Raw genomic sequence first — 16254 nt, 5'->3', positions numbered from 1 at the left:
CTCCTTCACAATTTGTCCTCGTACGTCTTCATCAAACCGGCAATGTTCGAGTTGTGCAGAAACAGCACCGAATCGATCTGCTTTTGTTTGGCAAATCGGGAAACATCAAATGATTTTGGAACGTATCGAATATCCACGACTTCTAAGTTGGCACTTTTCGCAAGCAATGGTAACACAGGATTTGCAAACGAATCCTTTAAAACCAAAATCGTCGGGCGATTTCGATTCGCCGCTGACTTCATTGACATGATGTCGTGGTTTCCGCGAAGAAATACTTCATATCGATCGACATAATCACCTTCTTGTTTGACGAATGATTCATCAATGACAGGACGTCCACATTTCCCTTCATAACAAACATCGATACCGTTGAAGAACGCAGGAGCATAATAATCTAGACGGTCACCGGACGCCGCATAGGAGAGCGTCGTTTTTCGTGCTAATGATCCATAGTAGGCGTGTTGATCTTCCTTCCGCCACTTCGTCTCAGGTAACGTCGTTGACAGTCCCATTCTTTTCGTGATGACTTGGTAAGCTTCTGTTGCACCGTCAATGTTCCAGTGATGATCTGTCTTGAAGTAGTCACTTAACTTCAATCCTTGCAAAGAAAGATTGGTCATCCCCGCCGCTTGAAAGTCTCGTACCATTTTTTCATAGCGCTCGTTTGCATTGGAAGCGACATAAGACGGAATTAGTTTGTCCCGTTCTGCGATGACGGTTTTAGACGGTGCTAACGCCATATAGACCGGACGATCGACTTCTCCAACGAATTGTTTGAATGCTTGCGGAATTTTTACGTTTCCTGATGCACTCGGTTCAATCATATAATCGTTTTTTGCCGTATAAATGCCATTACGAAACGGCTGTCGAAAGACATCTTTTGATAAAAGCGCCTGTATCTCAACGAACGTTCCTCGCAACAGTAATTGATCCGTGAAATAGGTCTCCATTTTGAGCATATCCTTGCCTGTCGCGATTCCCTCGACGGTGGGCTCAACGGACTGGGCAAGTGTACGATTTTCCAGCTGGGACCGGACACGGTCTTCCCGGACAAGCGTTCCGAGTCCGATCGTCAGTAAGACGAGAATAAAACTGACAGTCGTCACCCACATCATGATTCGCTCGAAAGAAGGTGTTTGATTCGTCTCCTGTTGCGTTTTCATCAATGGCTGCTCCATGGATAGTCCTCCTTTTTAGAACCGGAAATAGATGAACGGATTAAACGTGCTCGCAACGAGTGCCGATGTCGCAAGGAACAACATCAACATGGCGTACCCATACTGCATCGTTGTTCCGATCTTCCCGAGAGAGACGACGACACGTTCTCCGAGATACTTCGGAATCGGTGTCGCAGCGATACACGCGACAAGTAGTAGGACTCCGTTCTGAACAAGTTGGTAACTCGCCCGTTCATCCCATAGCACATCCGGTACGAACATTGCTTGAATATACATAACGGCTTCTGGAAACGTCTCTGAGCGGAAAAAGACCCAACCGACGAGCACGAGGATGAGCGTCCAGACTGTCGAGACGACAGGCATACGCTCGAGCCATCTCCCGAGAAATGCCTTCTCGAGCATGATCCAAACTCCGTAATATGCGCCCCACGCGACGAATGTCCAACTCGCACCGTGCCAAAGGCCCGTCAACATCCAGACGATCGCCAGATTTCGATACTGCCGCCACGGCGATACACGGTTTCCCCCTAACGGAATATAAACATAGTCGCGGAACCAAGAGCCGAGCGAAATATGCCATCGACGCCAAAATTCTGACACGGATTTTGAAATATATGGGTAGTTGAAGTTCTCCAAGAAATGAAATCCGAACATCAGTGCTAAACCAATTGCCATATCGCTATAGCCCGAAAAATCAAAATAGATCTGTAAGGCATAAGCGATGATTCCAATCCATGCTAGCCCCATCGAAAGGTCTTTCATATTAAAAACAGCGTCTGCGACCTGACCACATCCGTTCGCAAGAATCAATTTTTTTGATAGACCAATCGTAAAGCGGCGAACACCACGTGCAAAATCAGATACCGTCTCTTGACGACACTCGATCTGACTCGCAATCGTGTTGTAGCGGACAATTGGCCCCGCGACGAGTTGCGGGAAAAACGCGATATAAAGGGCGAGGTCGAGTGGATTCTTTTGCACCGCTTCCTTCCCTTTATAAATGTCGATGACGTAACTCATCGCATGGAATGTATAAAAGGAAATTCCAAGCGGTAAGACGACTTCTGGAACGAACCAACTCAGACCAAACGATTCGTTGACGGAGCGGACGAAAAATCCGCTGTACTTAAACCAACCGAGCAATCCAAGGTTGACGACGATCATGCTGAACATGATCCACTTCACTCCGACACGTTGCCGGTAGAAATCAACGAATAAGGCAAAGAAGTAATTGATCGTGACGCTGAGTAGCATCAGTAAGGCAAAGCGTGGTTCTCCGAATGCATAAAAGAACAGGCTGGCAACTAACAGCCAGCCGTTACGGAATGTCCGAGGCAACACGTAGTACACGAGCAGTACTGTCGGCAAGAACAAAAATAAAAAAATCGTCGAACTAAACAGCATAGGTTGCTTCCTCCTCTGCCTTGACGTATTGCGCGATGGCGAGTTCGCGGAGATGGACCCGGAAGCTCCCTTCGTTTAAAAACTTCCAGGCCATTTTGAAATAAACCGCTCCTGGCACACGCTCCATCTCGAACTGGACGATCGTCTCATTCGTCAACGTCAGATGCTCCGTCTCAGAGACCATCCGCTTCTTTTGCCCATACTGCATCTTAAATACTTGAACGAGACATGGTTCCGCCACTTCAAAACGGCACGTTACCTGAATGATGTCACCTATCAGTTCAGCATCTTTTCGATACAGTTTTGAAGGCGGATGTTGAAAGCCTTGATCGAACAGTTGCAGATACAGTTTGTCAGTCGCTATCGCATCCTGAAAATCAAAACACACCCCCGGCGCTGCATCTTCGAGCAAAATCTTTTCCTGAGTACCGAACGGAAAAAACTGATAGCTCGCGACGGTCAGCTCCTTATTCATACCGGTACCTCACTCATGATCGCATCGACGATTCGTTCTGCTGCCTGTCCATCGCCATACGGATTCGCGGCTTGCGCCATCGATTGATAGAAGATTTCGTCCGTCAATAATTGATGGCTCATCGCATAGATATGCTCTGGATTCGTACCGACCAGTTTCAAGGTTCCTGCTTCGACGCCTTCAGGTCGTTCCGTCGTCTCCCGTAAGACAAGAACGGGAACACCGAGTGAAGGCGCTTCTTCTTGAATCCCGCCTGAATCTGTCAGGATGAAGGAAGCACGAGCTGCCAGGTTGTGGAAATCAAAGACATCAAGCGGCTCAATCAACTGAATCCGTGGATGATGCTCTAGGCGAGCTGCTGCTTCTAGCACGACTGGATTCGGATGGACTGGATAAACGATTTCTATTTCCGGATGATCATTTGCCAACTGTTCAATCGCTTCAAAAATCGTTGCCAGTTGTAAATGGTTCTCACGACGATGAACCGTCAGCAAGACGAGTTTTCGCCCCGACTTCTCAAGTCGTGTCAGAACAGGATGCGTATAGCTAGCAGAAACGGTTGTCTTAAGTGCATCAATGACCGTATTACCCGTTACGATGATTGGTGTCTGTTTGTTCTCAGCACGTAAATTCATCGCCGCTTGTTCGGTTGGAGCAAAATGATAATCCGCCAACACACCTGTCAATTGACGATTCATCTCTTCCGGAAACGGTGCATACTTTTCATATGTCCGCAGTCCTGCTTCGACATGACCGACTGGAATCTGTTGATAGAATGCCGCTAACGAAGCAGCGAACGTCGTCGTCGTATCCCCATGGACAAGAACGAGATCCGGCTGTTCCTTTTCGAGGACACGACGCATCGCATTCAGAATACGTGCCGTCATCTCCTCTAACGTTTGACGCGGACGCATCAAATCCAAGTCATGGTCCGGAGTGATCTGGAACAATTCGAGTACCTGATCAAGCATTTCCCGGTGTTGCGCCGTTACGACGACAATCGGTTCGACGTCTGGGCGGTTTTCAAGTGCTTTTACGACAGGTGCCATCTTAATGGCCTCAGGTCGTGTTCCGAATACGAGCATGACACGTTTCATCTACTACTTCATCCCCTATCTCATTTCATGACGATCGTTCGATCGTCTCGCCTCTCATCTGTTGCTCAATGTCACCGATTCGACCGGTTCGTTTTTTCGAAACATAGTGAGTGGCTTGCTTTTTGGATAACTGTTTGTACCAATATAAATATTTATTGTATTCCGCGAGTGTTTCATTCGTTGGACCAAATAAACGCACTTCACCGTATTCCAGCCAAAGGATCTTCGTACAAAAGCTTTTGACTTGATTCAAAGAATGGCTGACGAAAAAAATCGTTTTTCCTTGATCCCGGAATTCGCGCATCTTATCGAGACACTTCTCCGTAAATGTTTGATCGCCGACAGATAAGGCTTCATCGATGATCAAGATATCCGGATTGATATTGATCGAGATAGCAAAACCGAGACGTGCCCGCATCCCACTCGAATAGGTTTTGACTGGCTGATCGATGAACTCTCCGATATCCGCGAATTCGAGAATTTCCGGTGTGATCTCCTCGATTTGCCGTTTGGTCAGTCCCATCATCAATCCTTTGAGCTCGATGTTATCGCGACCTGTCAGTTGACTGTTCAATCCACTTGAGATGGCAATCAGTGCTGATTTTCCTCCTAGCGTGACACATCCATACGTAGGCGGTGTGACGTTAGCAAGTAAATGGGATAACGTTGATTTCCCACTACCGTTGATGCCTACGACACCCACGATTTCTCCCTCTTCAACAGAGAAGGAGACATTTTTGAGCGCATAAAAGGATTTTCCGCTCACTTTTCCAAAGAGCACTTCCTTTAATTTATCGATTGGACGCTCATAGAGCATGTACCGTTTTGAAACGTTCTCAAACACGACGTGACTCATCGTCTTTCCTCCTATACATAATCAATGAAGTAGCGTCGGAAACGAATATGGACCGCTGCTCCGACGAGCAGGATACCGAGTGTCACACTCCAAAAATAAGCGCCATACCAGATGTGATCCATCAAGTAACCGGTTCCGATCAAGGCGGAGCGGTACCCCTCAATCAAATAGACGAGTGGATTCAACATCAATAGCATCTTAAACAGTGAATGTTCTGGGGGAATCCACATGATCGGCGTTAAATACATCAGCATCCTTATCGCGGATGTCACCATGTTCTGGACGTCTCGGATCATCGTAGCAAGAGCCGACAATAACAACGAGACGGCATAAAGAAAGATGACGCCGGCTGGAACGATATAAAACAGCTCGAGCGTATGCCATCCTGGGAAGTAACCAAATGCACTTCCTAAAACGATCGTCAGGGCAATCATCGCAAGGTGTCGATAGAATTGAGCCAAAATGACATATGCCGGAATCGTACTCAACGGAAAATGCATTTTAGAGACGAGCGCGACCCGACCGTAGATCGACCGTGATCCACTTGGAATCGTGCTTCCGATGAAGAACCATGCGATCAGTCCACTAACGAGCCAAAAGACGAATGGAATTCCGTCGACAGGATGTCCACCACGGATTCCAAAACCAAAGACGACCCAGTACACCCCGATCTGGAGGAGTGGCGTCATGATCTCCCAAAACCAACCTAAATACTGCATGCTATACTGACTTTTTGTTTCATAGAGTGACAGCCGAAAGATCAGATACAGATGATCTTTCAGCTCCCCTCCAATCGTTCGTAACGCGTTCATATTGCTTTTGCATCCACTTCCGTCACGCGGTGCGTATGCAAGTTACCGAAGTTGAGGACCTTGACCGCATCGAGTTCACGGACGATTCCTTTTGTATCGAAGAGTAACGGTGTCCGCATGTAGTTTGCGAAACGACGTGAATCGAATTGTTTGAACTCATCGTGGTCGACTAAGACGAGTGCTAGATCGGCGTCTTGGATCGCTTCGATTTCATCAACGAGTTCAAAGCGTGTCGAGATGGAATGCTCGACGTGTGGATCACAGACCGCGACATCGAGTCCACGATCGAGCAATTGTTCAATGACTTCGACAGCTGGGCTCTCGCGCATATCGTCAACATTTCCTTTATACGTCACACCGAAGACAGCGATTTTTGGACGAACACGTGAACCGACGAGACGAGCGGCTTGTTCAGCGACGAATTGTGGCATTTGGACGTTCGTTTGTCGTGCCGTATGAATGATGCGTGCAAGTGATGGGACTTTTGCGACGATGAAGTACGGATCGACTGCGAGACAGTGACCACCTACACCCGGTCCTGGATGATGCAAGTTCACACGTGGGTGCATGTTTGCCATCTCGATGACATCTAAGACGTTGATCTCAAGCTGGTGACATACTTGCGTCAATTCATTTGCCAGTGCGATGTTGACATCACGGAACGTATTTTCCATCAATTTCGACATTTCGGCTGTCTTCGCGTCGGTCCGAACGATTTCTCCTTGAACGAATGTTTCATAGACGGCTGCTCCTACCTCTGCACATGCCGGTGTCAATCCTCCAACGATCCGGTTGTTATGAACGAGCTCGTGTAAGATCTGCCCTGGTAACACACGCTCTGGGCAATGAACGACATAGACGTCTTCACCGATCGTAAAGCCGGCTTCTTCAATCAGTGGACGAACATGATCGTCCATAGTGCGTGGCGCGATCGTCGATTCAACGATGACGACGTTTCCTTTTTCGAGGAACGGCAACATGTTGTTGACGGCTGACACGACGTATTTTAAATCACATGATTTATACGTATCGTTCAAGTTCGGCGTCGGGACGGCGATTAAGAAAACATCGGCCCGTTCTGGCGTAAGTGTCGCTCGGAATTTTCCGTTAGCGACGACTCGTTTGATGACATCCTCGAGTCCTGGTTCCTCAATATGAATCGTTCCCGTGTTCAGAAGATTGACGATGTGTGGATCGATGTCGACACCGACGACATCCGTGCCGTGATCCGCGAACATCGCCGAAGAAGGTAATCCAATATATCCTAGTCCGATTGTGCAAAGTTTCATTTTGTCATTCCTCCATCGAGTTAGTCATACTAGCCAACGAACGGTCTGTGGCTTGGCTGTAACTAGACCATAACGACATTTCCTTTGCTTTCCAATGCTTCTAACCATCTCTTAAACCATTCTTCACAGACCTTACATTTCCAGCGTTTTCTATTGTTTTTGTAAATCTTATGAAGCTTTCACGAATACTTCGTTGCCATTCATATCAAACAAAACGACCCGTCAAGAATCCACCTTCATTCCACGTGGATTTCCCTTCGAGTCGTTGACTATTTTTCTTATTTTGTCCCAGATTCCATGAAAATCGAGTCATAGACAGCAAGAAGTCGGCCTTTTTCTTGCTCCCAGTTGTATTGTCTCCTTGCTACGCTTGCTCGCTCCTGCATCACTCCGCGCAAGCTCTTATCCTTCACTAGACGATTGACCGCCTCGGCGATACTATGCGGCGATTCGACATCGACGATCAAACCGATTCCTTCTGTTTCGACGACACGACGGATTTCCGGTAAGTCTGCCGCGATGACAGGAATTAACGCTGCCATGTATTCGAATAGTTTATTCGAAGAAGCGGAATAATGATTGAAGCAGACGTTTTGAAGGACCTGAAAGCCGACAGTCGCCGCTGCCGTATAGCTTGGTAGTTCAGCAAGCGGAACCTTCTCAATGAAGCGGATACGAGACTTTTCCGATGATTGCGCAGCCAGTTGCATCAGTTTTTCTTTTAATTTTCCATCTCCAACGAAAATCAATGTTCCACGATCGATGAACGGCATTGCTTCAATGAGCCGCTCTAGTCCACGACCTTCCTGAATTCCACCTTGATATAATAAAATCGGCTCATCTGATGCAAGTGCTAACTCTTCTCGCAACGGTCGCGGTTGCGGAACGTCTGATTCGTAAAACGGATAATTGTGTAAGACGGATGGTCGTGTTCCGTATAACTTCTGGTGATAATCTGCACGCGTGTCATTTTCAACGATGGTCTGGTCGACGAAGTGAAGCAACCACCGTTCTAGTTTCCCTTGCATGCTACCATAACCTGTCCGATCGGTCTGGACTTCATGCGAATCATAGACGATTTTTGTACCACGCGCCGCCCCAATCGCTTGCGGTAATGTATTGACATCATTCGCATGCATGACGTCGTAATTATGCTTCCGGGCAGCACGTGTCATGCGAAGAATGCCAAAACTGTTGTATAGGGTGTAACGGATGAATCGACTTCGCATGAGCAAAAAGAGCACGATCATCACGGGAATGAGCCATGGTGCAAGAAGCGCACCAATCACTCCGATAGCAAGTGTCCGTTTTTTTCGTTTGCGAAAGAACGGGAGCCACCTTGCAAAAGGTGGCGTCCGGTCGATTCGAATGACGCGAAACCCCGGCATCGGAAATTCGACTTCCGGAAGTGCGCCGTCATTTAAGCAGTATAGATCCACGCGGTGTCCTGCTTCGGCGAGTGCCGTACATTCACGTAAGACACGGGCGTCATTCGTAAAAGGATTCCAAACAAACATTCCAATGCGTTTCATTCTGCGACCGCCTTTCGTGACTGCGTTTGTTTGATTGCTTCAAACAAGCGCTGTTCATTCTGTTCCCAATCGAAATGGCGTTGGACGTAATCTACACCTGCCCGTCCCATCGCTGCACGTTTCTCTGGATTTCTAGATAACTCAAGGATTTGTGCAACGATTTCTTCCTTTTTACGCTGGATCGAGACATATCCAGCTCCTGCTTCTTCGATGACATGCGCCGCATGACCGGATACCGCACCGACGATGGCACAGCCCATCGCCATGTAGTCGATGATTTTGCCTGGTGTCACTGTATCGAACGCTGTACTCTCGACGAGTGTCGCAAAGGCAATGTCACTCTTCGCGAGTTGTTTCAATGCATCCCAGCGTGGCATCGCGTCAAGAAACTCGATATTCGTCAATCCTCGTTCCTTAACGAGTCGTTCGAACGTTTGCTTGTGATAACCATAACCGACGACTTGAAAGCAGATATCCTGTTCTTGTTGAAGTTCCTGTGCGACGTCAAGCAACAAGAACACATCTTGTGCGAGTCCGATATTCCCTGTATACACGACGCGAACTTGTTCCGATACTTTTCGACGTTTGATTAACCACTCGTTTTCCTCGATCGAGTTCGGGATATAATGAATTTTTTCCGGTGCAATGCCCCGTCCTTCGATATACGATCGAAAACCTTCACTGTTGATGACCAATTGATCCGCCTGTCGATACATCCACTTTTCAAGCCAGTAGAGCGGAGTCAATAAGAGACGCGATTTCGTAATGCCGACGCCAATCAACGATTCTGGCCATAAATCACGCACATCAAGAATCAAAGGAGCCTTTTTGACATGTTTCGCGACGACCCCGACAAGCCCCATGAAGATGGACGGCGTCGTCGCATAGATGTAGGCGTAGGATTTTGGATCATGTCGAACCTCTCTCACCGCAAGTACGAATTGTTCCACGAACAAGCGAAGGCGCCGCCATAAATTATTCGTCGCCCGGACGTCACGCGGTTGGATACGAGTCACATGTGCCGTGTCCAGGCTCGGTTCATCCCAGAACATCGAGTCCGTATAGAGTTCTGCCGTCGGATAGAGCGGTTCTGACGTCAACACATGGACGTCACTTCCCGCTTGTTCCATCCGCTTGAAGATATTCTTCATTCGGTTTGCCGCACTCCCGATTTCCGGATAGAAATTTTGACAAATCATCAAGACGTTCATCGACGACTCCGGCGCTGCTTTAGTTGACGTCGGAACTTCCAGTAGCGGACGACGATTTTTCCGAGCTTTGATCGCGCGAGTGAGCGGTATTTTGATTTCCATGATGCATTCACCTCCAGCAATTCCAGATTTGTCACCAATGACGCTTCGAACCGATCAAGCAGTTCAGCATATTGTTCTTCGAGCATCTTGTATTGTTCACGCTGTTCCTGTAATTGCTGTTCATGACGTAGTGATTCCGCTTGTGCTTGCTCGAATAAATCTGTTTGTTCCGCTAACCGCTGTACTTTTCGTTCTAGATTCTGTTGCTTGCGTTTTAAATCAATGATCGTTGCAAGATGCAATCGTTCCACCTCTTCAAAGGCGTCTTCGAGCCATTCGACTTCCGCTGGTAAAATGGCTCGACCCTCTCGAGGTTCCGGATAGACTTGAATCGTGATCCCTAGCCACTTATCAATCCGCTCGACCGTCTCGATTTTACCGAAGGGTGTCAACTGTTCAAGCAGTCGGTTTAAATAATACGTCCGTTTGTGATCCGCATAATCGTTCACTCCAAATGGGACTGTGATGACGAGTCGTCCTTCTGGTGCGATGAAGGAGACGGCACGGGCGATGAAGCGTTCCGGCTCCCCGATATGCTCCAGTACTTCCGTCATCAAGACTGTATCGAATTGAATGTCAGGTGTGTACGTCATGACATTTGCTTCATGTAATTCCACTTTTTCTTTTACGGATGTTGGTTCCTCCAGTAACGCTTGTTTGGCCTCGATGATCGCTTCTGGTAATACATCGATCCCGACGACATGTTTCCCTTCGCGTCCGAGCAAAATCGGAACAACTCCACCGGAACAACCGATATCTAAAATGTGCTCCCCTTTTGCTTGTCGAACGATCCAGTGCACACGTGCGCGGACTTTTTTACCGAATCCACCGCCTAACTGATCGTAGTAGGCAGCCCGGATTTGATCTTTTGGTCGTGCTGTTTTCATCGATGCCGTCATTTCTGCACCTCCTCGAGTAATAGATGTTGAAGTCGATCCGTCTCCTGGCGATCTGCAAGCTCCATGAATCGACGAATCAATGGGTTCGTCAACGTGATCGGTTCATAGAATCCGATGATTGTTCGCAACAATGCGACACTCGGTGCAAAATCCTTATCACTGCAGTAGCGTAATTTGACAAGATACCAATGCTCAAAGAAATGCTCGAATCGAGTTTCCTTGTATTCCTCTAGCACTCCATAACGAGCGAATTTCTCAGCTCGTGCCCGCTCTCGGACGACACTTCGTTCGAAGAACTTCACCGTCAATGCATTCACGGTTGATCCTGCAACGGCTGCGTAATAATAATGGATAACTCGATTGACGAGTAAGACACGGTTCGCGCGAAGCATCAATTCTTGGAAGAACAAGGAGTCCTGACCGACCGCACCGACGACCTGTTCCAATTGATGTTCAAGCAAGAAGGTACGACGGACGACGAGTGCTTGAATGCTTTGTACCGCAAACCGATGTTTCAATAGAAAAGCTTTCGGATCCTCGCAAACCGTTCGTCCTTGTTTACGAATCGTCGGTAAGGCAATGATACTCGTCTTCTCGGCAAGCTTTTTCATATGACCCGCTACAAAATCAAGTGATGGATCGTTCTCTAATTCCTGAAGCAAAAAGGCATAACGATCGCTGAGTACCTCGTTATCTGGATCAAGGAACGTCACATAGTCAGCTCGTGCCATTTCGACTCCCTTGTTGCGAGGACGCGAAGCACTACCACTACCACCTGTCTCGAAGAAATAGGTTCTGACATTGCCATAACGTCGCGCGAGACGTTCTACGGCTTGACGTGCCTCTATGTCCGTCGATCCATCATCTACGAGTAAAATCTCTGACTCCATGAATCGATCCATCCGTGTTAGACTGGCGAAGCATTTATACGTGAGATGTTTCCCATTGTTATAGATGGGAACAACGACCGACAGTTGCGGTGTGTGATCCGTCGGAACTACTGTCTGCTCGTTCCACTCAAATTGATCGAGCAACAGCGTTTTTCCGTTCAATTCACCTGCTTGAAACGCGTCATATCCGATATCTGACCGCCAGATAACCGCACCGTTTCGGCTACCGCTCATCTCATGTAGATGATATGGATGTTGGCTCCCCTTTCGGACAATGCTGGCATCGCTATATTTAAAGCCATTCACGAGGTCCTCTAAATAATATTCACCGTAGGATTCATTCCCATCCATCCAAGCAACGAGATCCGCTTGATCATAGGTTTGCTCCGTCAATGCATCCGCTGAGACGATTTCGTCTGGTGTGAGACTTTGACGATTGATCACGTCACGAATGACTTCCCCATCCTGAGCGACAACGATTAGTAAACGATGTTTTCGTGTTTCAGGTACTCGTCCAATGAACGCTAGAATCTGATCCATCCGTTCGAAGACTGTATGCTCCGTCATGACGGCACGAAGTCCTTCTGCTCGTAAACGTTCGATTTCTTCTTGCGATGTGCGTTCTACGATCGCCGTCGCCTCCTGTGCGTCATGTACGGTGAAGATGTTCGGAAACTCGTTGTTGACGGCGATACTGTAATTCGACAGGATCAAATTACCGAGTGCTTGCGATTCATAGACGCGACGGGCACACATCGTCTTACTATATTTGATGCTATTTAGGTTCAGGACCCAGTCATAACATTTACTGACTTGTTGTAAGGCATCATAAGGAATCGCTGGTGCGACCCGTGATTGATAGCGTTCCGGAAACTGATAGGCTGGTAAGTCGAGATGATAATTCCGGTCCACGATATCGAGTTCGTGCGAAGACTGCATGACCCCATCAAACAACATCTCCGTATCTTTCACACGCTCCGGATATTTCGCCATCCAGCTACCGGCGAATAAAACGCCCTTCTTTCGGCTACGTGTCGCTCCAATCGGATTGTGAATCAATGGATTGACTCCAAACGGCATCGCCATGATTCGATCATGTCCACATAAAACACGATATTCAGGAATCATCGCCTCATCTGAAGTCAGGACATAATTGGCAGCTTGAGCCACGTCTTGAAACCGTTCATGGTTACTCGGGTCTTCCGTCGATTGAAAGACGACTGGAATTCCTTTAGCTTTGACTTCCTGCATCATCGAAAGTAACCGTTGGCGTTTCTTTGAATTTGGTGTGGCGACACCTTTCCAATCATCCCCTCGTAATCCTTTCCACGAAGATACGACCAAAAAGAGATCAATCTCGCGCTCGAAAACTTCTTCGAATGTGTTCGCATTGACATAATGGAGATGAACGGCATCTTCATAATAGGCATACATGAATTCCGAGCAGACGATTGCCATCTCGATTGGTCGTTTTTCATAATAACGCGTCGTCGTCCGTACCGGAATATGTGAGACATCCAATTGATCTAGTAATGACGCTTGGCTATTTTGTTGATAACGTGTCGTCGTGTTTTTAGAAGTTCGAACCGTTGGCAGACGCAAGACGTCCAGCTGACGAAGTTTTTCGAGTGACTCTTTACTTGCTGTCGTCTCGCTTGTGAGCCGCTTTTTCTCTTCGCGAACCCAGTTTAGTTGTTGCATGATTTGTCGTTTCCATTTTTGATCACTCACACGTAAACACCCTTCCTCTTTTCAACTCTTTTTTAGTCTACGGAAGCAATTCAAAGGCTACTTGAAGGACTTGCAAGGTTTTTGTAAAGACTTAGTGAAGCTTTTTTGGATTTTCCTTACATTCCATTTCAGTCAACCTGTATTTCCTAGGAAATCGACCGGTTTCGCTTTCTTGTCCGTGGAAATCATTTACGCGTTTTCGAAAACGACTCTTATGCACTCTCATTGTTTTGGATTTAAAAAACGGGGAAACATTACTACGTACTGATAAAAGGAGATGACTGGACATGTTAAACGAAAAAAATCATGATTTACCAGATGAAAAGGCAGACGTTGGTCTTCACCCGGACCCTGATCCAGCTGAGACATCAGATCCCGGAATCAAACCTGCGGAAACACAACATCCGGATCCAGATCCAGAAGAACTCAAGCGCGATCAAAAGGATTCATGAATCTCATGCCATAAAAAAGAGGTTGCGGAATAATTCCGCAACCTCTTTTGGCGTATTACTTAACTTTTACTAATAGTTTCCCTGTGTTCGAGCCATCGAATAATCCGAGGAAAGCATCTGGTACACGATCGAAGCCTTCAAAGATCGTCTCTTCATATCGTAATTTCCCTTCACTGACCCATTGACCGAGTTGCTCAGCCGCTTCCTTGAATCGTTTGCCATAATCCCCCACTAAGAAACCTTGCATGCGCGCACGCGCAATGATTAATTTCGATTGAACACGTGGACCGATGTCCTGTTGTGCGTTATACCCAGAAATAGCGCCGCAGACCGGTACCCGCGCGAATGGATTAAGCCGATCCAGAACCGCATCGCCGATCTCTCCACCGACATTTTCAAAATAAACATCGATGCCGTCTGGACACGTCCGGTCTAATGCTTTCCGGATGTCTTCCGTTTTGTAGTTGATGACTTCGTCAAAACCAAGATCTGCTTTTAAGTGCTGTAACTTTTCGTCACTTCCTGCAATCCCAACTACTCGTGCACCTTTGATTTTAGCGATTTGACCAACGATCGATCCAACAGCCCCTGCTGCTGCCGATACGACAACAGTTTCTCCTGGCTGTGGATTCCCGATATCAAGCAACCCGAAATACGCCGTCATCCCTGTCATTCCGAGAACACCGAGCGCTGTTGAGATTGGAGCGATCTGCTCATCGATTTTACGGACACTTTTCGCATCGACGACTGCTTTCGTTGCCCAATCGAGCATCCCCACGACGACATCACCTGACTTGAACGCCTCACTTTTAGACTCGATGACACGCGCTACGACACCCCCGTGAATCGGTTCATCAATCTCAAACGGTTGCGAATAAGAACGCGTATCGTTCATACGTCCCCGCATATATGGATCGACTGAGATATAGAGTGACTCCAGTGCGACTTGCCCTTCTCGTAAATCTGCTAACTCAAATGATTCATAACGGAATGTTTCCCCTGTTGGTTTTCCGTTTGGTCGTTCCGCCAATACGATACGTTGTTCTGACATGATTCATGACCTCCTCATTCAATATACTTCTTCACTGTAACAATTCCGTTTCTGAAAGACGAATCCTTTGCTCGTTTGGAATTTTCTAACTTTTTCTTGACGTCCTTCTGTTCTTACCGTAAGATAAAACACAATTCATAACTTTTATACTGTTATGCACAAAAGCGTTACATAAGGAGAGGATTTTGTGGATTCATCTATTTTGCGTCAGCCACGTCAATTTGCAGTGCATGTTTTAAACGGTCTCAGTATTGGAATTCTCGTTGCCCTTATTCCAGGAGCCTTACTCGGTGAACTCGCTAAGGCATTATTGCCATACGTTTCTGGTGCCCAACACGTTTTGGACGCAACGACACTCGCGATGCGACTTTTACCAATGGTGATTGGTGTCGCCGTAGCGATGCAATTTAAAGTAACACCGATCGCCACCACATCGATTGGACTCGCGACGGTCGTCGGCTCAGGTGTTGCGACCCGTGCGGATGCGACATTCGTTTTCGTCGGTACAGGTGATGTCATCAATGCTGGTTTGACGGCAGCTATTGCAACAGCAATCGTCTTATTGATTGGTGAACGCTTCAAAACATATACGGTCCTTGTCATGCCAACGATTTTGATTGTCGGTGCCGGTGGAATTGGTGTTCTGACGTATCCGTTCGTCACACGGATCACAACAGCAATAGGACATGTCATCTCAGACTTCACGGCACTTCAACCCGTCTTGATGGGCATTCTAATTGCGGTCGCCTTTTCCGTTCTCATCGTCTCTCCGCTTTCGACGGTCGGCATTGCAACCGCGATCAGTTTATCGGGTGTTGCTGCCGGAGCTGCCAATCTAGGTGTCTGTGCCGCTGGGTTTGGTCTTGCGATTGCCGGTTGGCAAGCGAATTCACGCGGAACGTCGATTGCTCATTTTCTCGGTTCTCCTAAAATTCAGATGGCGAACTTCATTCGTAATCCATTGATGATTCTACCTGTCATGTGTAGTGCCGCTATCCTTGGTGCATTAGCTGGAATGCTCGGTGTTCAAGGTACACCGTTTAGTGCCGGATTTGGAATGTCTGGTTTAATCGGTCCAATCAATGCGCTACACCTGATGTCAGGAGGATGGACGCTCTTCAATATGACATTCGTGCTTGGTCTTTTTATCGTCTTACCCATTATTCTCTGTTTATTGTTCCATCTACTCTTCCGGAAGTTCCGTCCATGGATGAGCGCAGAACCGTACCGACTTGATTTCGAGTAAGTGCATCTTGATTGATATTTTAACCACAA

General features: G+C 47.4%; 13 protein-coding genes and 1 pseudogene. 2 read left to right on the top strand and 12 right to left on the bottom strand.

Features of this window, described 5'->3' with window-relative positions:
• Positions 1 to 5: 5 nt before the first annotated feature.
• The 11 genes and pseudogenes from VJ374_RS04325 to VJ374_RS04275 form a co-directional block, all read right to left on the bottom strand.
• The gene (locus VJ374_RS04325) at positions 6 to 1178 is read right to left on the bottom strand and encodes a DHHW family protein (protein WP_035409231.1); all 1173 of its coding nucleotides are present in this window, start codon (positions 1176 to 1178) and stop codon (positions 6 to 8) included.
• A gap of 15 nt (positions 1179 to 1193) precedes the next feature.
• Positions 1194 to 2582: an MBOAT family O-acyltransferase gene (locus tag VJ374_RS04320; RefSeq protein ID WP_329470283.1), complete on the bottom strand. Its 1389-nt coding sequence runs from the start codon at positions 2580 to 2582 to the stop codon at positions 1194 to 1196.
• Positions 2572 to 3057 (bottom strand): hypothetical protein, encoded by a 486-nt coding sequence (locus VJ374_RS04315; RefSeq protein WP_035409236.1) that lies wholly within the window; start codon positions 3055 to 3057, stop codon positions 2572 to 2574. Before VJ374_RS04315 ends, VJ374_RS04320 begins: the two co-directional genes overlap by 11 nt.
• Positions 3054 to 4154, bottom strand: a complete 1101-nt coding sequence (wecB, locus tag VJ374_RS04310; protein ID WP_035409238.1) for a non-hydrolyzing UDP-N-acetylglucosamine 2-epimerase — start codon at positions 4152 to 4154, stop codon at positions 3054 to 3056. The genes VJ374_RS04315 and wecB overlap by 4 nt, the downstream gene beginning before the upstream one ends.
• 115 nt (positions 4155 to 4269) lie before the next feature.
• A pseudogene (gene tagH / locus VJ374_RS04305) lies at positions 4270 to 5010 on the bottom strand (teichoic acids export ABC transporter ATP-binding subunit TagH); the annotation flags it as partial.
• An 11-nt stretch (positions 5011 to 5021) separates the two neighbouring features.
• Complete coding sequence (locus VJ374_RS04300; protein WP_035409242.1) at positions 5022 to 5822, bottom strand: ABC transporter permease; 801 nt, start codon at positions 5820 to 5822, stop codon at positions 5022 to 5024.
• The gene (locus tag VJ374_RS04295; RefSeq protein ID WP_329470281.1) at positions 5819 to 7111 is read right to left on the bottom strand and encodes a nucleotide sugar dehydrogenase; all 1293 of its coding nucleotides are present in this window, start codon (positions 7109 to 7111) and stop codon (positions 5819 to 5821) included. Before VJ374_RS04295 ends, VJ374_RS04300 begins: the two co-directional genes overlap by 4 nt.
• Positions 7112 to 7389: 278 nt before the next feature.
• Positions 7390 to 8643, bottom strand: a complete 1254-nt coding sequence (locus VJ374_RS04290) for a glycosyltransferase (RefSeq protein ID WP_329470280.1) — start codon at positions 8641 to 8643, stop codon at positions 7390 to 7392.
• On the bottom strand, positions 8640 to 9956 hold the full coding sequence (locus VJ374_RS04285) for a glycosyltransferase family 4 protein (protein WP_329470279.1): 1317 nt from the start codon (positions 9954 to 9956) through the stop codon (positions 8640 to 8642). Before VJ374_RS04285 ends, VJ374_RS04290 begins: the two co-directional genes overlap by 4 nt.
• Positions 9851 to 10855: a class I SAM-dependent methyltransferase gene (locus VJ374_RS04280; RefSeq protein WP_329470277.1), complete on the bottom strand. Its 1005-nt coding sequence runs from the start codon at positions 10853 to 10855 to the stop codon at positions 9851 to 9853. The genes VJ374_RS04285 and VJ374_RS04280 overlap by 106 nt, the downstream gene beginning before the upstream one ends.
• Positions 10852 to 13476 (bottom strand): glycosyltransferase, encoded by a 2625-nt coding sequence (locus tag VJ374_RS04275; protein ID WP_329470275.1) that lies wholly within the window; start codon positions 13474 to 13476, stop codon positions 10852 to 10854. The genes VJ374_RS04280 and VJ374_RS04275 overlap by 4 nt, the downstream gene beginning before the upstream one ends.
• 287 nt (positions 13477 to 13763) lie before the next feature.
• On the opposite strand from VJ374_RS04275, the gene VJ374_RS04270 reads away from it, so the two are divergent.
• A complete protein-coding gene (locus VJ374_RS04270; RefSeq protein WP_197026223.1) occupies positions 13764 to 13928 on the top strand; it encodes a hypothetical protein in 165 nt (54 codons plus the stop codon).
• A 55-nt stretch (positions 13929 to 13983) separates the two neighbouring features.
• Here VJ374_RS04270 and VJ374_RS04265 read toward each other — a convergent pair whose 3' ends face one another.
• Entirely contained in the window at positions 13984 to 14979 is a 996-nt protein-coding gene (locus VJ374_RS04265) for an NADP-dependent oxidoreductase (protein WP_056060089.1), read from the bottom strand.
• Between the two features lie 187 nt (positions 14980 to 15166).
• Between VJ374_RS04265 and VJ374_RS04260 the strand changes: the two genes are divergently transcribed.
• Positions 15167 to 16225, top strand: a complete 1059-nt coding sequence (locus VJ374_RS04260) for a PTS sugar transporter subunit IIC (RefSeq protein WP_056060085.1) — start codon at positions 15167 to 15169, stop codon at positions 16223 to 16225.
• The last annotated feature ends 29 nt before the right edge of the window (positions 16226 to 16254 follow it).

It is taken from the genome of Exiguobacterium sp. 9-2 (assembly GCF_036287235.1).
Classification (GTDB): domain Bacteria; phylum Bacillota; class Bacilli; order Exiguobacteriales; family Exiguobacteriaceae; genus Exiguobacterium_A.
Note: the sequence above shows the minus strand (reverse complement) of the source record. Positions and strands in the feature narration are given on the sequence as shown.